Consider the following 24,994-nt stretch of genomic DNA (forward strand, 5'->3'; position numbering starts at 1 on the left):
CGGCGCGACCGCGCGTCGGTCGCGCTCAGTCGAGCAGGTCGGGCTCGGCGGCGACGAGCGCCGCGTACAGGCTTTCGAACGCGTGCAGCGCGCCGTCGGGGCCGCCGATCTGGCCGTGCGTATGGCGTGCGGTTACCGCGTCGATCGGGCGCGGCGCGCCCGCGGCCTCGGCGAGCAATTGCGTGTGCGCGGTGTCGTCGAGCGCGATGTACCACCACGCGGCCGCCTCGACGCTCGGCCCGGCGGTCAGGATTCCGTGGTTGCGCAGGATCGCGCCCTTGTGCGTGCCGCCGCCGCCGGGCTTCGCGAGCGCGCGGGCGATCCGCTCGCCTTCGCCCGTGTCGACGACCATGCCGGTGAAGTCGTCGAAGAGCGCGTGGTCCTCGAAGAACACGCACGCGTCCTGCGTCAGCGGGTCGAGCGGGCGGCCGAGCGTCGACCACGCCTTGCCGTACGTCGAATGCGTGTGCGCGGCCGCGACGACGTGCGGATGCGCGTCGTGGATCGCGGCGTGGATCGCGAACGCGGCCTTGTTGAGCGGCTGGTCGCCGATCACCGTCTCGCCTCGGCCGTTGACGAGCAGCAGATCGGACACCTTGATCCGCGAGAAATGCACGCCGAGCGGGTTGACCCAGAAGTGATCGGTCAGCTCCGGATCGCGCGCGGTGATGTGGCCGGCGAGGCCGCGATCGAAGCCGTGCCGCGCGAACAGCCGGAACGCGCCGGCGAGCCGCTCGCGCCGGTGCCGGCGCTCCGCTTCGACGCCGATGCGCGGCGCGGGCGGATCGAACCAGAATTTCTGCTGCGGCTGCGGATTGAGCGCGAGGCCGGATGCGGAGCGAGTTTCGGCGGACAGGACGGCGGACATGGCGTGGACGGTTTGATTAGCGTGAGTGGCGGTGGCTGATGGCGGCTGGCGGCGGTTTGCGATGGTCCGCAATGGCCGGCGGATCGGCTGAGCGGCGATTGATGCGAATGGGCCGAGGAGCGGGCGCGCGAATGGCCGATGCGGCCGTCGAGTCGGCGCGACGTCGATCGAGCCCGGCTCGCTCACGCGACCTTGCGGGCCGCGTCGCGCGCGGCGACGCGCTCGCGCACGCGCGGGATCAGCTCGCGGCCGTAATCGATCGCGTCGTCGAGCGGGTCGAAGCCGCGGATCAGGAACGTCGTGACGCCGAGGTCGTAGTAATCGGCAAGTGCGTCGGCGACCTGCTCGGGCGTGCCGACGAGCGCGGTCGAATTCGAGCGCGCGCCCGTGAGCCTCGCGATTTCCGTCCACAGCCGCGTGTCGACGCGCGCGCCGCGCTCGGCCGCGGCGAGCAGCCGCCGCGCGCCTTCGCTCTGCTGCGGGCTGCCCACGCCGAGCCCGGCCGCTTCGCGCAGCCGCCGCGTCTCGTCGAGGATGCGATGCGCGCGCGCCCACGCCGCGCCCTCGGTTGCGGCGAGGATCGGGCGGAACGACACCGAGAAGCGCACGTGCCGGCCGTGCGCGGCCGCCGCGGCGCGCACGCGCGCGGTCAGCTCGCGCACCTGGTCGAGCGATTCGCCCCACAGCGCATAGACGTCCGCGTGCTTGCCGGCGACCGTGAGCGCCGCATCCGACGCGCCGCCGAAATACACGGGCACGTGCGGCTTCTGCGCGGGCTTCACTTCCGAATAGCCCTGCCTGAAGCGGTAGTGGACGCCCTCGTGATCGAACGGCTCGTCCGCCGTCCAGATGCGGCGCAGGATGCCGAGATACTCGTCGGTGCGGGCGTAGCGCGCGTCGTGGCCGAGAAAGTCGCCGTCGCGCTGCTGCTCGTCGTCGGAGCCGCCCGAGATGAAGTGGACCGCGAGGCGGCCGCCGCTGAACTGGTCGAGCGTCGCGATCTGCCGCGCGGCGAGCGTCGGCGCGGTGAAGCCGGGGCGGTGCGCGAGCATGAAATGAACCCGCTCGGTGACGGCCGCCGCGTACGAGATCGTCAGCGTTGCCGACGGCCCGGTCGAATGGTGCGGCACGAGGATGCGGTCGAAGCCGGCGCGCTCGTGTGCCTGCGCGAATGCGCGGACGTAGTTGCGGTCGACCGCGTTGCCGGTCGGCGGATGGATCTCCGACTGCTTCTGGCTCTGGATCATGCCGATGATCTCGACGCTCATCTGTGTCTCCGATGCGGGGCGCCCGGGCACACGGCCGGGCGGTTCGATGCCGGCCCGGCGCGCGGCGTGAAAGCGCACGCGGGCCGGGAATCCGGAGCGCAGATTACCGCCAGGATCATGCAACAGATAAATAATAAATATCGGAATCCATATCGCATTTGCATGGTTTGCCGGGCCGGGCGGCGCGCTTACGCTGTGGGCGATCCGTTTCGTTCGCGTGCGCTCGCGCGCCGGGCGGACGGTTTTTTTGACGATCGATCGGCATCGCGATCGACTACGACGATGGAACGTTCGCAGATGGCTTCTCTCTTTGCCGAATCGCCTTTCGCGCCCGCACGCGGCGACGCGCGCGAAGCGGGCTCGCACGACGACGGCGCGGCGGCCGGCGGCGCATGCGCATTGGCCGATCGCGCGCCGGGCGAGGACCTGTCGCGTCCGAGCGATGCGCGCGGCGGCCGCGCGCCGGTTGAGCGTGCAGCCGCGGCGGCTGCGCAGGGCGCATCAGCGGCGCCGATCGCATCGACGGCATCGACGGCATCGACAGCATCAACAGCATCAACAGCATCAACAGCATCGACCCCGCCGACTACTTCGCCCGCCCTCGTGCCGCCCGAGTTCGCGAGCACCGCGAGCGACGACGCCCGGCTCGACGCGAGCCTCGCCGAGCTCGCGCCGCGCATCGCGGAGGGCGCGGCGCGGCACGACGCTGACGGCAGCTTCCCGCACGCGCATTTCGAATGGCTGCACGCGCACGGCCTGATCGCGCAGGCCGTGCCGCGCGAGTACGGCGGAGGCGGCGCGACGCTCGCCCGCGCGTGCCGGATCGTCGGCGCGATCGCCCGCGCGGACGCCGCGACCGCGCTCGTGCTGACGATGACTTATTTGCAGCACCGCGCGCTCGGCCGCGCGGACAGCCGCTGGCCGGCGGCCGCGCGGCGCGCGGTGTTCGCGAGCGCGGTCGCCGACGGCGCGTTGATCAACGCATTGCGCGTCGAGCCCGAGCTCGGCTCGCCCGCGCGCGGCGGGCTCCCGGCGAGCGTCGCGCGCCGCGACGGCGACGGCTGGCGCATCAGCGGCCACAAGCTGTACAGCACCGGCATCCCGGCGCTGCGCTGGCTCGCGGTGTGGGCGCGCACGGACGAAGCGCGGCCGCGCGTCGGCGTGTTTCTCGTGCCGCGCGACGCGGCGCGGGGGCAGGCGGGCGGCGACGGCATCCGCGTGATCGAAAGCTGGAATCACCTCGGGCTGCGCGCGTCGGGCAGTCACGAGGTGGTGTTCGACGACGTGCGGATTCCGCTCGATCACGCCGTCGATCTGCGCGCGCCCGACGCGTGGGCGCCGACGGGCGCGAGCCAGGCCGACGTCGATGCGCACGCCGACCAGCAAGCGTGGATGATCGTGCTGCTCGGCAGCCTGTACGACGCGCTCGCGCGGGCGGCGCGCGACTGGGTCGTCGGGTTCGCGAAGGCGCGCGCGCCCGCGAGCCTCGGCGCGCCGCTCGCGACGCTGCCGCGCGTGCAGGAAATCGTCGGCGAGATCGACGCGCTGCTGCAGGTGAACCGCGTGCTGCTCGACGATGCGGCCGCGCGCGCGGATGCCGGCGCGCCGCTCGACGTCGACGCGAGCGGGCTTGTCAAATTCACGGTGACGAGCCACGCGATCCGCGTGACGGAGCTGGCGTTGCAGCTATCGGGCAATCACGGGCTGAGCCGCCACAACCCGCTCGAGCGCCATCATCGCGACGCGCTGTGCAGCCGGATTCACACGCCGCAGGACGATTCGATTCTCGTCGCGGCGGGACGCGCGGCGTTCGCTGCGCATGGCGATGGGCGGTGACGCGTTCCGAGGGGCGTGCGACGACGTGCGAAGCGAACGGCGTGAACGGCGCGATGAACCGCGCCGCGCGCCGCGATGCGGCCTGCAACGCCTGGCGCGTGGCGCGCCGCGCCGCATCGGCCGGCGCGGCCGCGCTCGCGCTCAAATCGAATCGCGCGCCCGTTTCGCGGCGCCGTCGATTCGCCCGCGCGGCGATCGCGTATCGCGAGCCGCATGCGGCTCGCGCGCATCGCCGAGCGCGCGCAATCGCGTCCGCGCGAGCTGGCCGATCGCGCCGGCAGGCGCGGCGAGGCGCGAAGCGTGCTCCCGCCGCAGCGCCCACAGATCGATCTGCGGCTTGAAATCGGCGATCGGCACGATGTCGAGCGCGTCGCGCAGCGGGCTCATCTCGACGAGCGGCAGCGGCATGAGGCCGAGGCCGAGCCCGTTCGCGACGCTCTGCAATTGCAGCTCGCGCCCGTATGTGTCGAGCGTGACGCGCAGCGGCAGCCGCTGCGCGTCGAGCGCGCGCTTCAGGCCCGCGCGGAATCCGCAACCGTCCGGGTTCAGCACCCAGCCGGCCTCATGGCAGTCGGCGAGCCGGTAGCCGCGGCGCGGAAAGTCGCCCTTGCGCGCGACCACGACGAGCCGCGTGCCGATGAGCCGCTCGCCCGCGACATGCGCCGGCAGCGCGATCTCGCGCGCGAGGAACACGAGCGCCGCGTCGAGCGCGTCATGGCCGAGCTGGTCGAGCAACGCGCCGCCCCAGCCGGTCGCGACTTGCGGCGCGAGCGCGGGCCAGCGGTCGCGCAGCATCGCGAGCAGATCGAGCAGCAGCAGCTCGCCGATGCCGTGCGTGAGCCCGAGCCGGAACTCGCCCGCCGGCGGCAGCGGCTCGGCGACGAGCTCGCGCAGCGCGCGCATCTCGCGCAGCACCGTGCGGCACTGGTCGTGCACGCGCCAGCCCATCTCGGTCGGGCGCGGCGGCTTCGTGTTGCGGTCGAGCAGCTCGACGCCGAGCGCTTCCTCGAGATTCTGCACGCGGCGCGTGATCGCCGGCTGCGTGATGCCGAGCTCGGCCGCCGCCAGGCTCAGCGACTGGCAGCGGACCACGGCGGCGTATGCGTCGATGTCACTGATTTTCATGTTTGTCTTGCATGGAGTTTAAGGTGCATCATGTCGAACAATCATATTCGAAGAGGCTGCCGATGAGCGCGCATTCTTTGCATAACGAATCCTCTGCGGCTGCGTTGCGCGCGAGCGTGCCGTTGCGCGCGTTCGTCGCCGCGTTCGAGCGGCTCGTCGACACGCGCCCGGACGAGCCGCGCATCCTGCGCGACGGCGCGGCGCTGCTCGCGGATCTCGTCGCACGCGACGACTGGCTGCCCGCCGCGTATGCCCGTTGCGATCCCGAGCGCTACCAGCAGTTCCTGCTGCATCTCGATCCGGCCGCGCGCTTTTCGGTCGTGAGCTTCGTGTGGGGGCCGGGGCAGACAACGCCGATCCACGATCACACCGTCTGGGGGCTGATCGGCATGCTGCGCGGCGCCGAGTATTCGCAGCCGTACGCGCTCGCGCCCGACGGCCGGCCGCTGCCCGCGGGCGACGCGGTGCGGCTCGAGCCGGGGCGCGTCGAGGCGGTGTCGCCGTCGGTCGGCGATATTCATCGCGTGAGCAATGCGTTCGCCGATCGCGTGTCGATCAGCATCCATGTCTACGGCGCGGACATCGGCGCGGTCGAGCGCTCGGTCTACCGCGAGGACGGCACGCGCAAGCCGTTCGTTTCCGGGTATTCGCGTGTCGGTTGAGCGTGCGCTTCGGGCGGCTGCGTTGCTGCGGGCATGTCGGTCGATTCGGCGTCGCTGCCGGCTTCGCGCGGCGGACGGACGGTGCGCCGTGTCGCGTCGATCGCGCGGCGCGCGATATGCAATGGGCGTCGGCGTGCGCCGGTGCCGCGTTGCGTGCCGAGTGTCGAGCGCCAAGCACCGAGCGCCGAGCGCCGAGCGCCGAGCGCCGAGTACCGACTGTCGATTCGATTCGATTCGGCGCAGCGCATCGGGCGTTGCGTGTCGTGCGTCGCGCGTTGCGCGTCGATGCGCGGCGGTCGCCGCCTGCGCGCCCGACCGCTCGCTCAATCGGTCGCTCGCGCGTATGCAGCGGACTCGCATGCGATCCGTCCGTATCGTGAGCTTTCCGTGTTCCGCGTGTCGCTTGCCGGCATCGTTCGCTTTGCCTGCTTCGGGCATTCCGCGCGCTTCGTGTGTCTCGCATGCTTTGCAAGTTCCGCGGCCACTCGTGTTCGCGGCGGATCGCGAAGTTCAGCGGCGCGACGGTTTCCGTTCGGAAGCAACGTCGCAGCGCCTGCCGCATGTGGATTCGATTCGGCGGCAACGCGCGCATTTGCTCGACCACGTCTTCTCTCGTGCCGCGCGTCGATATGCATCGACGCGGCGCAACGTAGTTCTCCACCATCCAAACTTCCGGCTGCCCTGATCCGATGAGCCTCGATTCCGTGACCGATCCTTCTTCCTCGTCGCTCCGCGACACCGCTCCCGCTCCCGGGGGCGATTCGGCACCCGCGAGCTTCCCGACCTTATCCGCCGCCGACGTGCGCGCCGCGCTGCTCGCCGGCGCGGAGATCGCGCTGATCGACGTGCGCGAGGAAGACCCGTACGCGCACGGCCATCCGCTGTGGGCCGCGAACTTTCCGCTGTCGAAGCTCGAACTCGAAGCGTGGACGCGCATTCCGCGCCGCGACACGACGATCGCGGTCTACGGCGAAGCGCTCGGCGAAGATCTCGCGCCGCGCGCGGCCGCCGTGCTCGCGGCGCTCGGCTACACGCGCGTGCATCGGCTCGAAGGCGGGCTCGACGGCTGGCGGGCGGCGGGCGGCGAGCTCTTCATCGACGTGAACGTGCCGAGCAAGGCGTTCGGCGAGCTCGTCGAGGCGCAGCGGCACACGCCGTCGCTGTCCGCGCAAGAGGTGCGGCAGTTGATCGACGCGCGGGCCGACGTCGTGATCGTCGACGCGCGCCGCTTCGACGAATACCAGACGATGAGCATTCCGACCGCGACGAGCGTGCCGGGCGCGGAGCTCGTGCTGCGCGTGCGCGAGCTCGCGCCCGATCCGGCGACGCGCGTGATCGTGAACTGCGCGGGACGCACGCGCAGCATCATCGGCACGCAGTCGCTGATCAACGCGGGGCTGCCGAACCCGGTTGCGGCGCTGCGCAACGGGACGATCGGCTGGACGCTCGCGGGGCAAACGCTCGAACACGGCGCGTCGAGGCGCTTTCCCGAGCGCGTCGACGCGGATCGGCGCGAGGCCGCGCGGCAGGCGGCGCGCGGCCTCGCACGTCGCGCGGGCGCAACGCGCATCGCGCTGCGCGATCTGCACATGCTCGAGTCCGACGATCTCACGCTCTATCGCTTCGACGTGCGCACGCCGGACGAATACGCGGCCGGCCACCTGCCGGGCTTCGCGAGCGCGCCGGGCGGCCAGCTGGTACAGGAGACCGATCATCATGCGCCCGTGCGCGGCGCGCGGATCGCGCTCGCGGACGACGACGGCGTGCGCGCCGACATGACCGCGTCGTGGCTCGCGCAGATGGGCTGGGACGTGCGCGTCGTCGAGCCGCTCGACGCGCATGAGCGCAGCGAGCGCGGGCAGCCGGCGGCGCGCGCGCCGCAGCCTGCGGAAAGCGCGACGGTGTCGGTCGGCACGCTCGCCGAGTGGCTCGGCTTGAAAGCGGTGGAGCGCGAGGCGGTGAACGGGCGGGCGGAAGCGCTTGCTTCACCGCGGACCGGCGCGATCGCGCAGCGCACGCAAGACGGGCGGAATGCGCTGGACGCGACGGATGCGCGTGACGTGCATGACGTACGAGACATACGAGACATACGAGACGAGCGAGACGAGCGAGACGTGCGCGCAGACGAATTCGCGCGCGGAGGGAGCGGCGGGGCGGCGGATCGCCGAGCCGACGCGCGACTGGACGACGCGCAACGAGGATCGCTTGCCGAACGCGTCGTGCCGCCGCACGACGCGCCGCTCGACGTGGCGGTCATCGACGTCACGGCGAGCGCGAACTACGTGAAGCGGCACATTCCCGGCGCGTGGTACGCGGTGCGCGCCCAACTGGGCGACGCGCTCACGCGCATTCCGCGTGCGCGTCGCTATGTCGTGACTTGCGGGTCGGGGCAGTTGGCGGCGTTCGCGGCGGCGGACCTGCGCGCGCTGCTGCCGGAAGAAGCGTCCGTCCACCTGCTCGACGGCGGCACGCTCGCGTGGCTCGCCGCGGGCCTGCCGGTCGAGAGCGGCGAGACGCGGCTGGCGTCGCCGCGCATCGATCGCTACCGGCGTCCATACGAGGGCACCGGCAACGCAGCGGAAGCGATGCAAGCGTACCTCGATTGGGAGTTCGGCCTCGTCGAGCAGCTTGGACGCGACGGCACGCATCGATTCGAGGTGCTCGGGGCACTTTGAGCGCGCGTCGCGCGTATCGTGAGCCGAACGGGCTCCGATGCGGGGGGCGGTTGCGTCGAGCGCAGAGAGCGGCGAAGGCGGGGAGACGATAAGCGGCTCGATAGCGCGTGATGCTCTTCGGCGCGAGATCGCGCGATCGCATTCGGCATGGCGGCGAGCGAGGGCGACGCTTGTGGCGGTCGATCGGCTTTGCTCAGCGCGCGTGGCCGTGGGCTGGGATATCGTGCGCGGGTGTGATCTGTGCGTTCCTCGCGTCGAGCGTCGAGCGTCGAGCGTCGAGCGTCGAGCGTCGAGCGTCGAGCGTCGAGCGTCGAGCTTCGAGCTTCGAGCTTCGAGCTTCGAGCTTCGAGCTTCGAGCTTCGAGCTTCGAGCTTCGAGCTTCGAGCTTCGACCTTCGACCTTCGACCTTCGACCTTCGACCTTCGACCTTCGAGCGCCTGGTTCCAAGTTCCGAATGCGAAGCCCAAGGCTTGAAAAAAACGCACAGACGTACCCGCCGTCGACTACCCGCATGAACTGGTAGCACACCCCGCACCGGCCACCCGGATTTCGCCGCAAGCCATTGACCCATCGAGTTTTTCCGCCGCGCCTGCACCGGCCGACGAATTTCCGAATCATCACACGAAAGCAAGTTGGAAGCCGTCTGGAAGGACTGTGTGAATGTAAATTCGGGTAAATCCGGGGACGAGGGAACCGGTTCCAGCAATCGCCGCGCACACCCGCGAAACCCTTGTCCGTGCAGCGTTGAAACTAACTAGTTAGTGAATACCCGCGTTGCGCGGAGCCGACGGATCTTTATTCTTCGTTTTGCTGCACGGACGAATCGGTGAGAATGGCGACCGCATGGACAGGCCATGTGCGTGACACACACCACAAAAATTTCTTGAGGACGGAGAATCAATGAAAAAGCGCGCAGCGGCCGCGATGACGGCCGCCGGATTGGCGGCAGTCGCCACGGCACACGCTCAGAGCAGCGTGACGCTTTACGGTATCGTCGATAACGGCATCGCGTATCAGAGCAGCAGCACGTCGCTCGGCTCGACGACGGGCGGCCGCTCGGCGGTGAAGATGTCGACGGGCGTGTGGGCGGGCAGCCGCTTCGGCCTGAAGGGCAGCGAGGACCTGGGCGGCGGCTCGAAGGCGATCTTCCAGCTCGAATCGGGCTTCAGCACCGCCAACGGCACGTCGCAATTCGCGGGCGGCATCTTCACGCGTCAGGCGTGGGTCGGCCTGACCAATCCGACGTACGGTACGCTGACGGCCGGCCGTCAATACACCGCGTACTACTCGCTGCTGTCGCCGTACAGCCCGACGACCTGGCTCACCGGCTACTTCGGCGCGCACCCGGGCGACATCGACTCGCTCGACACCAGCTACCGCACGAACAACTCGCTCGTCTACATGTCGCCGAAGTTCTACGGCTTCACGTTCGGCGGCTCGTATGCGTTCGGCGGCCAGCCGGGCAGCGTGAACGCCGGTTCGACGTGGAGCGCGGGCATCCAGTACATGAACGGTCCGCTCGGCATCGCCGCGGCGTTCCAGCGCGTGAACAACTCGACGTCGGGCGGTGGCGACTGGGGCGCGAACTCGGCGACGTCCAACGGCGGCGCGCAAACGGCCGTGTCGGCGATCAACAACGGCTACAAGACCGCGCAAGCGCAGCAGCGCGTCGCGGTGACGGCCGGCTATCAGTTCTCGTCCGCGTGGGACGTCTCGGTGTCGTACTCGAACGTGCAGTACATCCCGGGCGTCAACTCGGCGTTCCGTAACACCGCGATCTTCAACACGGCGGGCGCGGTGCTGCACTTCAAGCCTTCTGCTCAGTGGGATTTCGCGGGCGGCTACGCGTACACGCGCGCGACGCAATCGAATGGCATCACGAGCTCGGCGCAGTACCACCAGTTCACGCTGTCGCAGTACTACAGCCTGTCGAAGCGCACGGGCCTCTTCGCGGTCGAGGCGTATCAGCGCGCGAACGGCAAGACGCTCGCGGGCGGCAAGATCATCGACGCGACCGCGTCGATCGGCGACGGCTTCAACACGTCGCCGTCGTCGTCGCGCAGCCAGGTGGGCCTCGGCGTCGGCCTGATTCACCGCTTCTAAGCGCCAAGCGTCGGCGCGACGCTCGGCGTCGCGCGGGCAGCCGCACGAGCAGCCGGCCTTCGGGCCGGCTGTTTTTTTGTACTTGCGCAAAGCATGCGCGCGCGCGGTTCGGGCGCGCGCGTCGGCGCGGCGTATGGTGATGGCGTCGCGTACGAGGGCGAGGGTTCTTCGGCGTTCGCGCGCCGCGCGGCGTTGTTCCGGCGCCTTCCGATGGCGGCCGCGATCGTCAACGGCAACGACGCGCCGTCGTCTCGAAAGATGTCCCGCGCGTCACGCCAAGCCATCCGTCTCATATTCACCGGAGGCAAAAGTCTGGCCGATCCGAAGCGGATCGAAGCGTACGCCGCAGATGCGTGAGGGCGGTTGGTGCCGCTTGCCGCCGCTGCCCTCGTTCCGGAATTCCCTTCCGGCGACTTCTTGGCGATCCCGTGGGAAATGCCGCATCCCGATGATTCCCGCCCGGCCGGCGCGCAAGGTCCGGCGGGCGTGTAAGCACGGGGCGGACGCCGCGTGTCGACCGCTTGGTCAGAGGAAGAATCGATTCGGGCACCCGAGCGACGTCCGTCGAGCCGTTGCCGTTAGCCGGGCACCTCGTTCTTGCCATCTCTGCTCGTCCGCCGTCCGTCAGCGTGCATGACGTTGCGCTCCGCAGGAACGCGCCGCTCGAACGGACATCCCCCGAGAGGCGTCAATCGTGAATCGCATGCGCTCTTCGTCCCGGCATCACGCGCGCGACGGCGCGCCGCGCGCGGCGTTCGTTGAGTGACCGACGCGCGGTTCGTTCGGCGTTGGCCGTCAGGCGATGCGGAGTTTCGCGTGCCGTGGAATGTCGAGCGTATTGCGCGGAAGAAGCCGGCATTCGTCAATCGGGCCATCGGCGCTCCACATTGCTCGGCGGCGCGCAGCGGAACGATCGATCGGTTTCGACGCATCCGCGCGTTCGGCGTTGCGCCGATGTCGGGCCGCGCTTGACGCGCCGTCAGCGCTCGATGTCGACGCCGTAGCCGCGCGTGCCGACGCGCAGCACGTTGCCGTCCGGCGTGAACAGGCGGGGAATGTCGGGGGCGGCGGGCGACGGCAGCGCGGGCGTCGTGCGCGGCGCGTCGTCATCGATCGCGCGCGGCTTCGGCGCGATCTTCACGGCGGTGGGCGGATGATGCATCCGCGCCTCGACGACGTGCGGCGCGACGCGCTTGCGCTTCGCGGCAGGTGCGGCCGGTTTGCGGGCGGACGGATCGTGGCGCACGCCGTTGCTTTGGCCGGCGCGCGCTTCGGGCGGATTCCAGATCTCGACGTAGCGTTCGCTCGCGAACGCCGAGAAAGCGAAAGCCAACAACAGCAACCCGCATCCAACCAGTTTCACTATGTCTTCTCCGTGGCCCGTCTCGCGATACCCGATCGACCTCGGCCGCGCGCCGAAGCGCAGGCGGCTCGTCGGACCGTCCGGCGGCACGCGATTCTCGCATGGATCGCCGATGGCGAGCACTGTATGAATATACAGCTTTTTGCGGCGATGTCCACCGCCGCGGCGCTCTTCGGCGGACGGTGTCGGTTTTTCGCCGCATCGACGGATTCGCCTGCGCGCATCGCTTGACGCAACGCGGCTTGATCCGGACGGGATACGGTGTACCTTGGTTCGACACGCGCCGGGCGATGTCGCCGTCCGCACCGGCGCGAGCACGTGCCCATCGAGGAGGACGACATGGAACCATCCAGCCAGGCGGCGGTGCCGCCGCTCCTGCGCGACGATCGCGACGGCGTCGCGACGCTGCGCCTGAACCGGCCGTCGCAGTTCAACGCGCTGTCGGAGGCGCTGCTCGGCGCGTTGCAGCGCGAGCTCGCCGCGCTCGCGGGCGACCCGCGCGTGCGCTGCGTCGTGCTCGCCGCCGAGGGCCGCGCGTTCTGCGCGGGCCACGATCTGCGCGAGATGCGCGGCACGCCCGATCTCGCGTACTACCGTGACCTGTTCGGCCGATGCAGCCGCGTGATGCAGGCGATTCACGCGCTGCCCGTGCCCGTCGTCGCGCGCGTGCAGGGAATCGCGACGGCGGCGGGCTGCCAGCTCGTCGCGTCGTGCGATCTCGCGATCGCCGCCGACACGGCCCGCTTCGCGGTGTCCGGCATCGACGTCGGGCTGTTCTGCTCGACGCCCGCGGTCGCGCTGTCGCGCAACGTGTCGACGAAGCGCGCGTTCGACATGCTCGTCACCGGCCGCTTCGTCGACGCGGCGACGGCCGTCGACTGGGGCCTCGTCAACGAGGCGGTGCCGGAGGATGCGCTCGACGCGGCCGTTGCGCGCACGGTCGCGGAAATCGTGTCGAAGAGCCCCGCCGCGGTGCGCTACGGCAAGGCGATGTTCTACCGGCAGCGGCAGATGCCGCTCGACGACGCGTACGCGTATGCGTCCGACGTGATGGCGCGCAACATGATGGAAGAGGATGCGTGCGAGGGCATCGACGCGTTTCTCGAAAAGCGGCCGCCGCGCTGGCGGACCTGAGCGCGGCGGCGTTTGCGCCGCCGCGCGCGCGGCCGATCGTGCGCTTCGCATGCCGCGCGAATCGTTTCGCGCGCGCGGACGTGATGCGTTCGATCGGCCGAGGGCGCGCGAGGTTGCGCGAAGTCACGAAGTCGCATGAAGTCACGAAGTCACGAGATCGCACGAAGCCGGCCGACGGCGGGACGGTATCCGGATGCGCGAATCGCCTGCGCGACTTCGAACGCAGAACCGCCGGCGCGGCGCGCCGCCCCCGCGCCGTTGGCCGCCGTTTCGCTCAGCGCCCGTAGCTGCCGGTGCGCGCGGGCTCGATCCGCGCGGCCGCCGCGGGATACGGATCGACCGCGACCGGCACTCGCCGCGCGAGCGCGCACATCAGCTCGTAGCCGATCGTGCCCGCGGCTTCGGCGACGTCGTCGACGCGCACCCGCTCGCCCCACAGCTCGACCGTCGAGCCGACGCCCGCGTTCGGGCACGGCGTGAGATCGACGGTCAGCATGTCCATCGACACGCGCCCGACGAGCTGCGTGCGCACGCCGTCGACCGCGATCGGCGTGCCGGTCGGCGCGTGGCGCGGATAGCCGTCCGCGTAGCCGCACGCGACCACGCCGATGCGCATTTCGCGCTCGGCCGTGAAGCGCCGCCCGTAGCCGACCGTCTCGCCAGGCGATAGCGTCTGCACGCCGATGATCCGGCTCGTGACGGTCATCGCCGGGCGCAGCGGCACGTCGGCGATGTGCCGCGCGGCGCCCGTCGGCGACGCACCGTACAGGATCGTGCCGGGCCGCACCCAGTCGCGATGCGCGCGCGGATGCCACAGCACGGCCGCCGAGTTCGACAGCGTGCGCTCGCCGGGCAGGCCGTCCGTCGCGGTGTCGAACTCGCTCATCTGCCAGTCGATCTCGCCTTCGTCGGCGTTCGCGAAGTGCATCATCAGCGCGATGCCGCCGATCGACGGCGCGGCGGCCGCACGCTCCCACGCGGCGCGAAACGCGCCCGGCCGATAGCCGAGCCGGTTCATCCCGGCGTTCATCTTCAACTGGATGTCGATCGGCCGCGTCGTCCTCGCAGACGTCAGCAACTGCAACTGCTCGTCGCCGTGCACGGCGACCGTGAGCCGATGGCGCTCGGCGATCTCGACGTCCGCCGCATCGAAGATGCCCTCGAGCAGCAGCACGGGCTTCGTCCAGCCGAGCTCGCGCACGCGCACCGCTTCGTCGAGGTCGAGGAGCGCGATGCCGTCCGCGCCGGCGAGCGCCGGATAGATGCGCTCGATGCCGTGGCCGTAAGCGTTCGCCTTGACGACCGACCAGACGCGCGAGGCGGGCGCTTGTTGCCGGACGATCGCAAGATTGTGCGCGACGGCTTCCGGATGAATGCGGGCGACGATGGGGCGGGGCATGAATTTCTCTGCGAAGTCAAGGCGGCGGGCGCTCGTGCGCGGCGCGCCGCGAGGGTCGATCGGAGGCGCTCGTTCGGTGCATATTCATCGTGCGAGACGCCATTGCCAGTGTTGGCCGCTATGGTATTTGCAGATTGATGGTTTTATTTAATGTATTTGTCGCAATTTCAGTAAAAACTGACGGGTGCTGCAAGCGTGCGGCGCGCACCGTCGCGCGCGAACGGTTCGTTGCGCGCGGCGGCTGACGGCCGGGCCTCGTCGAGCGCGGCGGACGGTCTGAAAAGGGCGATGTGCATCGATTGCCGGAGCCGGCCGCATGTTTGCGGTCATGCGGGAACGGAATCTGCGAAGACGCGAACCCGAGCGAGCCGTGCGCGTCGCGCTTCGATCGTCCCGCGACGCGCAATTAACGGCGCATGCAACGGTGATTGTTCGTTCGCCCCAACTTCAGAATTCGCGGCTCGCGCGTCGCTTCCCGCGCCGCGGCGGCGTACGATGTCGCCGAAGTCCGACGTGTTTCGCCACCGGAGGCGCTTTCATGACCCAGTCAAGTCACCCCGTCAGGATTCCTGGCCCGGACCATCCGATCACGATCGACGCGACGCGCGAGCGCGTCGTCGTCCGGGCGGCCGGCCATCCGCTCGCCGACACGCGCGATGCGCTCACGCTGCGCGAGGCGTCGTATCCGCCCGTGCAATACGTGCCGCGCAAGGACGTCGACCTGTCGCGGCTCGAGCGCACCGCGCACACGACCCATTGCCCGTACAAGGGCGATGCGTCGTACTACAGCATCAAGGGCGCCGGCGAGCGCGGCGTCAACGCGGTTTGGTCGTACGAAACGCCGCACGACGCGGTGAAGCAGATCGCCGGCCATCTCGCGTTCTATCCCGATCGCATCGATTCGATCACGATCGGCTGACATCGAAGCATCCATCCATACGAACGGGGCGAGCCGCGCAGACGGCGCTTGTTTGTCGCGCGCGGCGTCGCGATTCGGATCGCGACGCCGCGCGCGTGTCCTATCCTTTGTTGCATGGGTTCGCGGGCGGCGCGTGGCGCGCGCCGCCGAACCATCCAGTCGGGACGGTGCACATGACGAAAAACGAAGAAGCGACGCGCGGTCTCGCGTCGGATCTCGCGCGCGGCTTTGCGCACGTGCGCAGTGGCAGCGTCGCGCTCGCGAAGCCGCTGTCCGCGGAGGATCAGGCGTTGCAGTCGATGCCGGACGCGAGCCCGACGAAATGGCATCTCGCGCACACGACCTGGTTCTTCGAGACCGTGATCCTCGCGCGGCACGCGCGCGGCTACAAGCTGTTCGATTCGCGCTATCCGTACCTGTTCAATTCGTATTACGAAGCGCTCGGCCCGCGCCATGCGCGGCCGCAGCGCGGAATGCTGTCGCGCCCGTCGCTTGACGACGTGCATCGCTATCGACGCCACGTCGACGACGCGCTGCTCGAGCTGCTGCGCACGGCCGATCTGCCGTCGCTCGTCGCGATGGAGCCGGAGATCACGCTCGGCCTGCATCACGAGCAGCAGCATCAGGAATTGCTGCTGACCGACATCCTGCACGCGTTCTCGCTGAATCCGCTGTTGCCCGCGTATCGAAGCGATGCCGCGCCGCCGGGCGACGACGCGCCGCTCGCGCGCGGCGCCGCGCGCTGGCTGTCGCGGCCGGGCGGCGTCGTCGAGATCGGCCACGACGGGCGCGGCTTTTCGTTCGACAACGAGCGGCCGCGCCATCAGACGATTCTGCGGCCGTACGACATCGCCGAGCGGCTCGTGACGAACGGCGAATTCGCGGCGTTCATCGACGACGGCGGCTACGCGCGCCCGGAGTTCTGGCTGTCCGACGGCTGGGCGATCGTCCTGCGCGACGGCTGGAAGGCGCCGCTCTACTGGATCGCGTCCGACGGCGGCGAAGGGCTCGGCTGGCGCGAGTTCGGGCTCGACGGCCTGCAGCCGCTCGTGCGCGATGCGCCCGTGTCGCACGTGAGCTTCTACGAAGCGGCCGCGTATGCCGAGTGGGCGCGCGCGCGCTTGCCGACCGAAGCCGAATGGGAGGCCGCGTTCGACGCGCCGGGCATCGCGCAGATGATGGGCTGCGCGTGGCAGTGGACGCGCTCGTCGTATGACCCGTATCCGGGCTTCCGACCGATGGCGGGCGTCGCGGCCGAATACAACGGCAAGTTCATGGTCGGGCAGCAGGTGCTTCGCGGCGGCAGCGTCGCGACGCCGCCGGGGCACGCGCGCGCGACGTATCGCAACTTCTTTCCGCCGGCCGCGCGCTGGCAATTCACGGGAGTGCGTCTTGCGAGAGATATCTGAAGGCATGAAGGAAGCCGCCGCGGGCGTGGCGATCGAGGCGATGTGCGACAGCGCGTTCGGCCGCGACCTGCTCGCCGGCCTGCGCCGCTCGCCGCGCAGCATCGCGCCGAAGTACTTCTACGACGCGGCGGGCTCCGCGTTGTTCGACCGGATCTGCGAGCTGCCCGAGTACTATCCGACGCGCACCGAGCTCGCGATCCTGAAGCGCCGCGCGCACGAGATCGCCGCGCAGATCGGCCGCGACGCGAACCTGATCGAATTCGGCGCGGGGTCGCTGTCGAAGATTCGCGTGCTGCTCGATGCGTGCGCGGCGTCGAATCCTCCGGCGCGCTATCTGCCCGTCGACATCTCGGCCGAGCATCTCGCGCAATCGGCCGCCGCGCTGCGCGACGCATATCCGTGGCTCGACGTGCAGCCCGTCGTCGCCGATTATCTGCAGTCCGAGCAAATGCACGCGATCGAGTGCGCGAAAGGGCGGCGCGTCGGGTGCTTTCTCGGCTCCACGATCGGCAACTTCTCGCCGGACGAGGCGCAGGCGTTCCTGCGGCGCGCGGCTTCGCTGCTGAAGGGCGGGGGGCTGTTGATCGGCGTCGATCTCGTGAAGGACGTGTCGATCCTCCACCGCGCATACAACGACGCGGCGGGCGTGACGGCCGCGTTCAATCTCAATCTGCTCGAGCGCGCGAACGCCGAGCTCGGCGCCGACTTCGCGCTCGACGCGTGGGCGCATCGCGCGTTCTACGACGTCGAGCATCAGCGCATCGAGATGCATCTCGTGAGCCGGCGCACGCAGACGGTGCGCGTCGCCGGGTACGCGTTCCGGTTCGAGGCGGGCGAGACGCTGCATACCGAGAACTCGCACAAGTTCACGGTCGACGGGTTCCGCGCGCTCGCGCGGGGGGCGGGGTTCACGCCGGGGACGGTGTGGATCGACGACGCGCGCTTGTTCAGCGTGCATTGGCTCGAGAGTCGCGCCTGACGCTTCGGCGGGCGGCGCGGCGATCCGGGCGTGCGCCCGCGTGCGGGGCGCGTGCGGTGGCGCCGATCGATCGCGTGCCCGTCTTCGATCGCGTGTCCGTCAACCGCGCGTGCATCGAGCGCGCACGTCCTCCCATCACATGCGCGTCGCTCGCATGTGCGCCGATGCCGACATCGCGTGAAGCGGGCGTCCGCTTGCTCGCCGCTTCGCTCGCGTTACTTCCAGAAGACGTATCGCGCGTAGTACGGCGAACTGCCGAGTTGATGCTCGGCCGTGCACGGCGTGGCGGGCGCGGCGCCGCCTTTCGTGTCGAGACGCTGCACGTAGCGCACGGACGCGAGCGAGCCGCTCGCGGTCGCGTGCGTCGACAGCAGCAACTGCGGAATGCTGTCCGCGTTTGGGCTGGGCGCATCGGCGATCTTCTCGCCGACGATGCGGCTGCCGTCGCGCGCTTCCCATGACGGGCCCGCGCCGTGCCGGATCGCGGCAGTGCCGGAGGCGTCGTAGAGCGTGGCTTCGGGGTGCTGGAAGGTCCATGCCAGACGGTGGTTGGCGTCGTACTCGCAGGCGTAGATCTGAACGCCGGCGGCGGTTGTGGTCTGGGCTTGGGCGGCGTCCTGGGGAATGAGGTTCGATGGAGGCGGGGCCGCGTGGGCGGCCAGGGGCGCCAATGTCAGCAGCGCCGTCGTCATTCGACGAGCGATGCGGTTCCGGATTTTCCTGTTGGCCTCGCGCGTTGCGCACCGGCCGGAACGGCGCATGGATTCGGCGTTTTTTCGCATGGTGTCGATCGTGGTAGGGATAGGGCAAATCAAGCGTAGCCGATGCGCTGTCGTATGCAAGCCGTTCCAACGCGGCGACGTCGGGCCATCAGCGGATCACGCGTGCCGGCGGGCGGCAGACCCGATGGGTAAACGCATCGAGCGATCGGGATGACGGAAATCGGCTTGCGGCGGGCGAAGCAGCTTTCGGTCGCGGTCATTCGACGTGACGTCGCGCACGGAGCTTGTTCAACGCATCCAGATACGAACCGGGTGCAGGTCGAATCTCGCCTTCAGGTCCCATCACATGGATCGTCGGATCGCCGCCGACCACTTGGAGGCCGGGCGGCAACGCAAGGAATCTGATCAGGTCGGGTCTGTCGATACCCAATTGATAGAGCGAAATCCTGACGAACCGCGCGGGATCTTGCGAACCGGCTTCGTCGGCCAGATCCGTGAGCGACCAGCCCGAGTCCGTATCGCAAGCAGCGGCGCGCGTCATCAGCACGCGGCCGGCACGCTTGTATTCGACGTGCGCCACGGCGCTTTGTCGTAGCGACGGAAAGTCCGGTTGCCGATCCGCGGCGATGCTTTCGGCGACGTCTTTCTGACTGCGCAGGTGCTTCAGCGTGTTGTCGGCCGAATCGACGAACTTGATCGGAATCGCCTTCATGTCGGGTTCCATGACGCGCAGAAAGCCGCACGCCCCGGCCTCGATCATGGTCAGCATCCAGCCGATTTGCCGCGTTTCTCCGGCGCGGAACCGCTCGCCTTCGGCGACGCGATGCTCGAAATGGCGTAGCAGCCAATTGACGTCCTGAGCCGGGATCGCGCGGTCGTCAACCTGAATCCGGAATTCCGGATGGCCGAACTGTTTGCAACCGACGGTTCGATGAACGGCGGCGTTTGAGCGCCGCGCAGCTTGTTGCGAGCCGGGCGCCCGGAACAGCGAGCGAAAGTCCATCGATCGTTTTCCTGGATGGCGAGCGGTGAATTGCCGACGATCCGGCTTGCGGCGTCGAGCGACTGCGTGCCGCCGGGTTCAGGCGCGCAAGGGGGCTCGACGCGGCGCCGCGGCCCGACCGGCACGTGCCGAGGAGAGGGCACGTTCGCGCTCACGTTCACGGTTCGACCCGCCGCATCCTGCGCGCCATCGCCGGGCTCGCCGCGTGCGACGGATCGAAGCCGAAAAACGTCAGAACCTGCCGGGCGACTTCATCGCGATCGTTGTCCGCGCAGATCATGTGGTAGCTGTTCTCCAGCACGATCCCGCGCGCGTCGGGCAAGTGCTTCAGCAGGAAGTCGGCCGAGCGCAGGCTCGTTAGCTCGTCCTCGCGCGCGTGCAGCACGAGCGTCGGGCATTGCGTGTCGGCTGCGGCCGCGTGCGCCCAGTTGCGCATCCGGTCGACCTGGCGAATGCACGCAAGCGGCACCCATGGGTAGTGGAAATTGTCCTGACGCTCGAACTTCTTCTTCACGATCGCGCGAATCGTCGGATTCTTGATGCCGAACGGCTCGCCCTCGTCGACGCGTAGCCGCTCCGACACGCCCGGCACGCGATACAGCAGATGTCTGAGCGATCGATACCAGGGCGTCGACCAGCCGTCGATGAACATCGGCGTAGCCAGCAACGCGAGCCGCCCGCGCGCATGCCGCACGCGCTGGCACAGCAGCAGCGCGACGAGCGCGCCCATGCACATGCCCGCGACATGCAGGGTCTCGTACTCGCCCTCGAGCGCGCGATACTGCTCGGCGACCGCGTCGAGCCACGCTTCCGCGCGCACGCCGACGAGATCCTCGGGGCGCGTGCCGTGCCCCGGCAGCGTGATCATGTGCGTGTCGCCGCCCGCCCGGCGCATCGCCTTGTGCAGCGAGCCGAGATCGTACTGCGTCCCGCCGAGCCCGTGGATCAGCAGAATGCCTGTCTGGCCGGTCATGTCGCCCGCTCGCTCATTCGTCCGCCGGCCACACGCGCTCGATTTGCCAGACGCCCGCGACGACCGTCACGTCGACGTTCGAGTCGAGCAGCGGCGCGCCGTGATCGGTGATCGTCTGCGTGCCGCCGTCGCGCCGCACAACGCGCAGCGACAGCGACGCGCGCTCCTCGCCCGCGATCTCGGCGCGCCAGTAGTCGCGCAGCGCGTCGCGGTCGCCGGGGTGCACGCGTTCGAGCACGCGCGACACGCTTGCGATCTGCGAGGCGTCGACGCCGACGCCGAATACGCGCTCGACGTCGCCGCTCCAGTCGATTCGCCCGGATTGCGGATCGAGCACGTACGCGATCTGGCCGGCGCTCGCGAGCGCGAGCTCCATGTTGTTCTGCAGTACCGCCGCGTGTTCGTGCACGCGTTCTCGGGTCGTTTTCAGCGTACTCACCGTCAGCACCAGCAGCGACGCAACCGCGAGATAGAGCTGCGCCTCGAGCAGCGAACGGCCGTGATGCGCGTCGAGCGACGCGAACGGGCCGTCGCCCTGCGCGGTCTGCATGATCACGATCAGCGCGAGCACGAGCACCGACGATGAGCCTGCGCGGCCGCCCAGCAGCAGCGCCACCGCGACGGTCAGGAACAGCGGGATGTAGGTCATCGCGAAGCCGGCGCCGATGCCGAATTTCGACGCGCTGTCGCCATCGAAGATCGCGAAGGCGCCGATCACGACCAGCGCGAACGCGACGAAGCCGAGCATCAGGTCGAAGCGTTCGTGATCGCCCGAGCGATGCGCGCGGAAGCGCGACCACGACGCGAGCACCGGCGTGACGAGCAGCACGCCGACGAAATCGGACGCGGCCCACACGAGGCCGACGTCGATGAACGACGCGCCGTTGACGAGCGCGTACCAGGCCGCTCCGCCGATCGCGCCGAGCACGCCCGCGATCACGCCGGCCAGGATCACCGAGCGCAGGAAATACAGGCCTTCGAGCGAGAAACGGATGCGCCGCACGAACCCTACCGCGAGCGCGGCCGCGCCGACCTCGTCGATCGTGAACAGCGCCGCGTTGAACAGGTTGCCGTGCTCGATGCCCGTCAGCGCGAGCTGCGCGGCCAGGAACGCGGCGGCCAGCGTCGGCCATTCGCGCACGGGGCGCAGCATGAACGCGCCGATCGTGACGCCGGCCGGCAGCCAGATGTAGCCCGTCTGCCGCACGGGGCCGTTGAACGCGTGCGAGATGTAGCCGGTCGCGAGATACAGCGCCGCCCAGAGCAGCGCGGCGACGAGTTCCGTCCGGTAACGCTTGTTGTTCATCGAGGATTCCTGTGTGCTGCGCCGCGCGGGCGAGCGCGCCGCCCCTTCCGTTGGAGGTGGCGCGCCGGCGGCCCTGCAAATGCGCGATGCGCGAATGATATGCGTCTGGCCCGCGGGTTGGAATACCTGGGCGAAGTTCGTGAGGCGTCGCGGCATCGGGCTTCGACGTGCGGATGACCGCCGGCGGACTCGCAGCCTGGTGCTCGCGGCCGTGAATGATATCGTGCTGACCGGATAGGTTTCTCGTTGCCTCTTGTCTCCATTCGGCAAGAGGGCGCTTTTCTCGCAACGACAAGGGGAGAAGAACACGCTGAATGATCGGTCCGCCGGCGTAGCGGATCATCCAGGCCTCGCCGCGCGCGCGAGACGGCGCGCCATCCGACTATTCAACGAGCGCGATCATGGCATGGGGCAGCGCGGCTGGATCAAGCGAAGGTGCGTGCGTCCACGGACGATCGACCTCGGGGCGTGCGATCGGCGCTTGCCGATCCGTCGCTGCCGCTCGGACTCACGCCGCAGGCTTGTCCGCTTACGCGCAGGGAACGGCCTTTTTGCCAACAAAGCCAATTCGCGATTGCAAGCTCGATGAAGAGCGTCTCGCCCATCCAACCTTTGGGCGGTCAATCTTTGCGGACCGGCAATTTAGGCAGTTTAACTTGCAAGTTTAGCTGTCGTATTCTATGCTCCTCTCATGACTCGTTCACCCATATCCGATCCTTCGCTGGAACTCACCGTCACTGACCTGACGTTGGCGATTGGCCAACTGGTGCGCAGGCTTCGCTCGGAAGCCAATCCCGGCGAACTCAACTTGTCCCAGTCGAGCGTGCTGGCGCGGCTGGAACGTGAAGGCCCGATGACGACGGCCGATCTTGCACGCGCGGAATCGATGAAGCCCCAGTCGATGAAGTCGATTCTGGCCGGCCTCGAAGAAGAGGGGAGCGTCGAGCGCCGGCCTCATCCGACCGACGGCCGCCAGATACTGTTCGCGGCCACTTTGAAGGGTCTTGAAGAGCGTCGGCGGCATACCGTGGCCAAGCGCGAATGGCTGATCGCGGCGCTTGCGGGCTTCGACCGGACGGAGATCCAGACGCTCGCCGCGGCTATTCCGCTTATCAGGCGGCTCGGCGACTCTTAACGTTCCGAACGGCGCGCAGTACGTCCGGCAGCGAAGTGCCGCCGGCATGCGGTTCCTCTCATCCGCATAAAATCAGGAGTGCATATTATGAGCGTAACGACCCTCGACCCGAGAACGGCACTGGTCGCCATCGATCTTCAGAAAGGCATCGCCGGGCTGCCGGTCGCCCATCCCATCGGCGGCGTCCTCGCGTGCGCCGCTGCCTTGACCGCCGCGTTCCGGAACCGCGGTTTGCCGGTCGTGCTGGTCAACGTCACGGGCGCCGCACCCGGCCGGACCGAACGAAGCTACAGCCTCGAAGGCTTGCCGGCGGATTGGGCGGATCTCGTGCCTGAGTTGAACGCGCAGCCTGACGACCTGCTGGTGACCAAGAGGACGTGGGGCGCTTTCACCAATACCGATCTCGAGGCACGGTTGAAGGCTCTTGGCGTTACCCAGTTGGTGCTGGCCGGGGTCGCCACCAGCATCGGCGTGGAATCGACCGCCCGCCACGCCTATGAACTCGGGTTCAACGTCACCCTGGCGCTGGACGCGATGACCGACATGAGCCTCGAGGCGCACGATAACAGCGTCGCCCGGATATTTCCGCGATTGGGCGAAACGGGCTCCACGCAGGCGATCGTCAGCCTTCTTGATCGCGTATGAGTTTGCCGCCGAAGGACAGCCCCCCGGTGTCGACTGCGGGCGACGGTCAAGCCGATCGCCTCGCTTCCGGCGTGTGGAAAGTGGTCTGTGTCGCGGCCATCGGCTCCTTCATGGCGCAACTCGACGCTACTGTCGTCAACGTATCGCTCGCGAGCCTTGCCGCCGATCTGCACGTCAGCCTTTCTGCGATCCAGTGGGTGACGAGCGGCTATCTGCTGGCGCTCGCGCTGACGCTTCCGCTCAATGGCTGGCTCGTCGATCGCATCGGCGCCAAGGCCCTCTATCTCTGGTGCTTCGCGGCCTTTACCCTCTCTTCGACACTGTGCGGGCTGGCATGGTCCGCGAATTCACTGGTGGCCTTCCGTATCGTCCAGGGCATGAGCGGCGGCCTGCTCGCGCCGATGGCGCAGATGATGATCGCCCGCGCCGCTGGCAAGCAGATGGCGCAGGTGATCAGCGTCGCCGCGTTGCCGGTCCTGCTCGCGCCTCTCTTGGGGCCCGTCGTCGCCGGCGCGATCGTCCAATTCGCCTCCTGGCGTTGGCTTTTCCTCATCAACCTGCCGGTCGGCGTCCTGGCGCTCGCACTGGCGGCGGCATTCCTGTCCGATGATCGGCAGGAGACGCGGCCGCGCGGCCTCGACCTGTTCGGGCTGACCCTGCTATCGCCGGGGCTGGTGCTGTTCCTTTACGGTTCGGATCATCTGGGCGAGCGCGTCGGTGTCGTCGCCCTGGCTGTCTCCGTCGTGATGTTCGCGCTGTTCTGCCGTATGGCGCAGGCCAAGGGTGACGCCGCGCTGATTGACCTTCGGCTGCTCAAGGGCAAGGTGTTTTCCACGTCGATCGCCACCATGTTCATGGTCAACGGCGTCTCCTTCGCAGGCCAGATGCTGATTCCGGTCTATCTGGTCCGCGCCTGCGGTCTGTCGCCAGGCCGAACCGGCTGCCTGCTTGCGCCTCTGGGATTGGGCATGATGTGCACCTATCCATTCATGGGCCGTCTCACGAAGCGGTTCGGCATTCGCAAGCTCGCGGCCTGCGGCGCGCTCACGGCTCTGGCAGGGACTCTGCCGCTCGTCTTCCTGTCCCGGCACGGCCTGGTCGTCTCCGTCCTGGCGGCGAGCCTCTTCATTCGGGGTGTCGGTGTCAGCGCCATTGGCATTCCGTCGATCGCGTCGGGCTATGCGTCAGTGGCGCGCCAGGATCTGCCGATGGCGACGACCGCCATGAACATCGTTCAGCGCCTGGGCGGCCCGACGTTGACGACACTCTGCGCGACCTTCCTGGGATGGCGTTTGTCGGGCGCGCCCGATACCGCGACGACGTCCGGCGCCTTCGTCGCGGCGTTCAGCCTGCTTTGCGCTCTGCACGCGCTGCTGTTCCTCGTCACTCTCCGGCTGCCCTGGATGGTTCCTCACTCGGGCGCGGCGCTCCAATCTTCCGCCGCGGATTCGCGGCCTGCCTGAAGAACCC

General features: G+C 69.0%; 21 protein-coding genes. 12 read left to right on the top strand and 9 right to left on the bottom strand.

Translation table 11 applies throughout. The features are described from left to right. Positions 1-25: 25 nt before the first annotated feature. Positions 26-868, bottom strand: coding sequence for a class II aldolase/adducin family protein (locus tag WS91_RS11150; RefSeq protein ID WP_059578615.1), 843 nt, complete (start codon positions 866-868; stop codon positions 26-28). A gap of 182 nt (positions 869-1,050) precedes the next feature. Then, a complete protein-coding gene (locus WS91_RS11155) occupies positions 1,051-2,136 on the bottom strand; it encodes an LLM class flavin-dependent oxidoreductase (RefSeq protein WP_038744301.1) in 1,086 nt (361 codons plus the stop codon). A gap of 603 nt (positions 2,137-2,739) precedes the next feature. On the opposite strand from WS91_RS11155, the gene WS91_RS11160 reads away from it, so the two are divergent. Next, entirely contained in the window at positions 2,740-3,972 is a 1,233-nt protein-coding gene (locus WS91_RS11160) for an acyl-CoA dehydrogenase family protein (protein ID WP_059641909.1), read from the top strand. Positions 3,973-4,113: 141 nt separating this feature from the next. On the opposite strand, the gene WS91_RS11165 is transcribed toward WS91_RS11160, so the two are convergent. Next, a complete protein-coding gene (locus WS91_RS11165; protein WP_038747606.1) occupies positions 4,114-5,097 on the bottom strand; it encodes a LysR family transcriptional regulator in 984 nt (327 codons plus the stop codon). A 62-nt stretch (positions 5,098-5,159) separates the two neighbouring features. Between WS91_RS11165 and WS91_RS11170 the strand changes: the two genes are divergently transcribed. From WS91_RS11170 to WS91_RS11190, 4 genes are all read left to right on the top strand, one after another. Continuing rightward, the gene (locus WS91_RS11170) at positions 5,160-5,759 is read left to right on the top strand and encodes a cysteine dioxygenase (RefSeq protein ID WP_059578979.1); all 600 of its coding nucleotides are present in this window, start codon (positions 5,160-5,162) and stop codon (positions 5,757-5,759) included. A 689-nt stretch (positions 5,760-6,448) separates the two neighbouring features. After that, on the top strand, positions 6,449-8,434 hold the full coding sequence (locus tag WS91_RS11180) for a rhodanese-related sulfurtransferase (RefSeq protein WP_082758160.1): 1,986 nt from the start codon (positions 6,449-6,451) through the stop codon (positions 8,432-8,434). 900 nt (positions 8,435-9,334) lie between these two features. Beyond that, entirely contained in the window at positions 9,335-10,537 is a 1,203-nt protein-coding gene (locus WS91_RS11185; protein ID WP_038747611.1) for a porin, read from the top strand. 93 nt (positions 10,538-10,630) lie between these two features. After that, positions 10,631-10,894: a hypothetical protein gene (locus WS91_RS11190; protein WP_038747613.1), complete on the top strand. Its 264-nt coding sequence runs from the start codon at positions 10,631-10,633 to the stop codon at positions 10,892-10,894. A 622-nt stretch (positions 10,895-11,516) separates the two neighbouring features. Here WS91_RS11190 and WS91_RS11195 read toward each other — a convergent pair. Further along, positions 11,517-11,870, bottom strand: coding sequence for a hypothetical protein (locus WS91_RS11195; protein WP_038747752.1), 354 nt, complete (start codon positions 11,868-11,870; stop codon positions 11,517-11,519). 369 nt (positions 11,871-12,239) lie between these two features. Between WS91_RS11195 and WS91_RS11200 the strand changes: the two genes are divergently transcribed. Continuing rightward, positions 12,240-13,034 carry an enoyl-CoA hydratase gene (locus WS91_RS11200; protein WP_038747616.1) on the top strand — a complete coding sequence of 265 codons (795 nt, stop codon included), beginning with the start codon at positions 12,240-12,242 and terminating at the stop codon, positions 13,032-13,034. Between the two features lie 274 nt (positions 13,035-13,308). Here WS91_RS11200 and alr read toward each other — a convergent pair whose 3' ends face one another. Continuing rightward, positions 13,309-14,433 (bottom strand): alanine racemase, encoded by a 1,125-nt coding sequence (gene alr / locus WS91_RS11210; RefSeq protein WP_038747621.1) that lies wholly within the window; start codon positions 14,431-14,433, stop codon positions 13,309-13,311. A 538-nt stretch (positions 14,434-14,971) separates the two neighbouring features. On the opposite strand from alr, the gene WS91_RS11215 reads away from it, so the two are divergent. From WS91_RS11215 to egtD, 3 genes are all read left to right on the top strand, one after another. After that, positions 14,972-15,352 carry a DUF427 domain-containing protein gene (locus tag WS91_RS11215; RefSeq protein WP_038747624.1) on the top strand — a complete coding sequence of 127 codons (381 nt, stop codon included), beginning with the start codon at positions 14,972-14,974 and terminating at the stop codon, positions 15,350-15,352. A 173-nt stretch (positions 15,353-15,525) separates the two neighbouring features. Then, entirely contained in the window at positions 15,526-16,761 is a 1,236-nt protein-coding gene (egtB, locus tag WS91_RS11220; RefSeq protein WP_038747755.1) for an ergothioneine biosynthesis protein EgtB, read from the top strand. 4 nt (positions 16,762-16,765) lie between these two features. Further along, positions 16,766-17,740 (top strand): L-histidine N(alpha)-methyltransferase, encoded by a 975-nt coding sequence (gene egtD / locus WS91_RS11225; RefSeq protein ID WP_038747627.1) that lies wholly within the window; start codon positions 16,766-16,768, stop codon positions 17,738-17,740. A gap of 215 nt (positions 17,741-17,955) precedes the next feature. Here the strand turns inward: egtD and WS91_RS11230 are convergent, their stop codons facing one another. The 4 genes from WS91_RS11230 to WS91_RS11245 all read right to left on the bottom strand — a co-directional run bounded on the left by WS91_RS11230 (position 17,956) and on the right by WS91_RS11245 (position 21,744). Then, positions 17,956-18,432, bottom strand: coding sequence for a DUF3455 domain-containing protein (locus WS91_RS11230; RefSeq protein ID WP_038747630.1), 477 nt, complete (start codon positions 18,430-18,432; stop codon positions 17,956-17,958). Between the two features lie 286 nt (positions 18,433-18,718). After that, positions 18,719-19,465, bottom strand: a complete 747-nt coding sequence (locus WS91_RS11235) for an immunity protein Imm33 domain-containing protein (protein WP_059670286.1) — start codon at positions 19,463-19,465, stop codon at positions 18,719-18,721. Positions 19,466-19,622: 157 nt separating this feature from the next. Further along, a complete protein-coding gene (locus WS91_RS11240) occupies positions 19,623-20,438 on the bottom strand; it encodes an alpha/beta hydrolase (RefSeq protein WP_038747636.1) in 816 nt (271 codons plus the stop codon). Between the two features lie 13 nt (positions 20,439-20,451). After that, complete coding sequence (locus tag WS91_RS11245) at positions 20,452-21,744, bottom strand: MASE1 domain-containing protein (RefSeq protein ID WP_059670287.1); 1,293 nt, start codon at positions 21,742-21,744, stop codon at positions 20,452-20,454. A 691-nt stretch (positions 21,745-22,435) separates the two neighbouring features. On the opposite strand from WS91_RS11245, the gene WS91_RS11250 reads away from it, so the two are divergent. The 3 genes from WS91_RS11250 (at position 22,436) to WS91_RS11260 (ending at position 24,987) form a co-directional block, all read left to right on the top strand. Next, positions 22,436-22,879: a MarR family winged helix-turn-helix transcriptional regulator gene (locus WS91_RS11250; RefSeq protein WP_059578596.1), complete on the top strand. Its 444-nt coding sequence runs from the start codon at positions 22,436-22,438 to the stop codon at positions 22,877-22,879. 87 nt (positions 22,880-22,966) lie between these two features. Beyond that, on the top strand, positions 22,967-23,524 hold the full coding sequence (locus tag WS91_RS11255; RefSeq protein WP_059578591.1) for an isochorismatase family protein: 558 nt from the start codon (positions 22,967-22,969) through the stop codon (positions 23,522-23,524). Beyond that, on the top strand, positions 23,521-24,987 hold the full coding sequence (locus WS91_RS11260) for a DHA2 family efflux MFS transporter permease subunit (RefSeq protein ID WP_059670288.1): 1,467 nt from the start codon (positions 23,521-23,523) through the stop codon (positions 24,985-24,987). The genes WS91_RS11255 and WS91_RS11260 overlap by 4 nt, the downstream gene beginning before the upstream one ends. Positions 24,988-24,994 lie beyond the last annotated feature (7 nt).

Source organism: Burkholderia sp. MSMB1498, assembly GCF_001526245.1.
Lineage (GTDB): Bacteria > Pseudomonadota > Gammaproteobacteria > Burkholderiales > Burkholderiaceae > Burkholderia > Burkholderia savannae.

Excerpts from the sequence above, each read along its gene's own strand:
- WS91_RS11155 (WP_038744301.1), bottom strand. The coding sequence starts at position 2,136 with ATGAGCGTCGAGATCATCGGCATGATCCAGAGCCAGAAGCAGTCGGAG.
- alr (WP_038747621.1), bottom strand. The coding sequence starts at position 14,433 with ATGCCCCGCCCCATCGTCGCCCGCATTCATCCGGAAGCCGTCGCGCAC.
- WS91_RS11240 (WP_038747636.1), bottom strand. The coding sequence starts at position 20,438 with ATGACCGGCCAGACAGGCATTCTGCTGATCCACGGGCTCGGCGGGACG.
- WS91_RS11235 (WP_059670286.1), bottom strand. The coding sequence starts at position 19,465 with ATGGACTTTCGCTCGCTGTTCCGGGCGCCCGGCTCGCAACAAGCTGCG.
- egtD (WP_038747627.1), top strand. The coding sequence starts at position 16,766 with ATGAAGGAAGCCGCCGCGGGCGTGGCGATCGAGGCGATGTGCGACAGC.
- WS91_RS11150 (WP_059578615.1), bottom strand. The coding sequence starts at position 868 with ATGTCCGCCGTCCTGTCCGCCGAAACTCGCTCCGCATCCGGCCTCGCG.
- WS91_RS11215 (WP_038747624.1), top strand. The coding sequence starts at position 14,972 with ATGACCCAGTCAAGTCACCCCGTCAGGATTCCTGGCCCGGACCATCCG.
- egtB (WP_038747755.1), top strand. The coding sequence starts at position 15,526 with ATGACGAAAAACGAAGAAGCGACGCGCGGTCTCGCGTCGGATCTCGCG.
- WS91_RS11250 (WP_059578596.1), top strand. The coding sequence starts at position 22,436 with ATGACTCGTTCACCCATATCCGATCCTTCGCTGGAACTCACCGTCACT.
- WS91_RS11260 (WP_059670288.1), top strand. The coding sequence starts at position 23,521 with ATGAGTTTGCCGCCGAAGGACAGCCCCCCGGTGTCGACTGCGGGCGAC.
- WS91_RS11180 (WP_082758160.1), top strand. The coding sequence starts at position 6,449 with ATGAGCCTCGATTCCGTGACCGATCCTTCTTCCTCGTCGCTCCGCGAC.
- WS91_RS11170 (WP_059578979.1), top strand. The coding sequence starts at position 5,160 with ATGAGCGCGCATTCTTTGCATAACGAATCCTCTGCGGCTGCGTTGCGC.
- WS91_RS11230 (WP_038747630.1), bottom strand. The coding sequence starts at position 18,432 with ATGACGACGGCGCTGCTGACATTGGCGCCCCTGGCCGCCCACGCGGCC.
- WS91_RS11255 (WP_059578591.1), top strand. The coding sequence starts at position 22,967 with ATGAGCGTAACGACCCTCGACCCGAGAACGGCACTGGTCGCCATCGAT.
- WS91_RS11190 (WP_038747613.1), top strand. The coding sequence starts at position 10,631 with ATGCGCGCGCGCGGTTCGGGCGCGCGCGTCGGCGCGGCGTATGGTGAT.
- WS91_RS11165 (WP_038747606.1), bottom strand. The coding sequence starts at position 5,097 with ATGAAAATCAGTGACATCGACGCATACGCCGCCGTGGTCCGCTGCCAG.
- WS91_RS11245 (WP_059670287.1), bottom strand. The coding sequence starts at position 21,744 with ATGAACAACAAGCGTTACCGGACGGAACTCGTCGCCGCGCTGCTCTGG.
- WS91_RS11200 (WP_038747616.1), top strand. The coding sequence starts at position 12,240 with ATGGAACCATCCAGCCAGGCGGCGGTGCCGCCGCTCCTGCGCGACGAT.
- WS91_RS11185 (WP_038747611.1), top strand. The coding sequence starts at position 9,335 with ATGAAAAAGCGCGCAGCGGCCGCGATGACGGCCGCCGGATTGGCGGCA.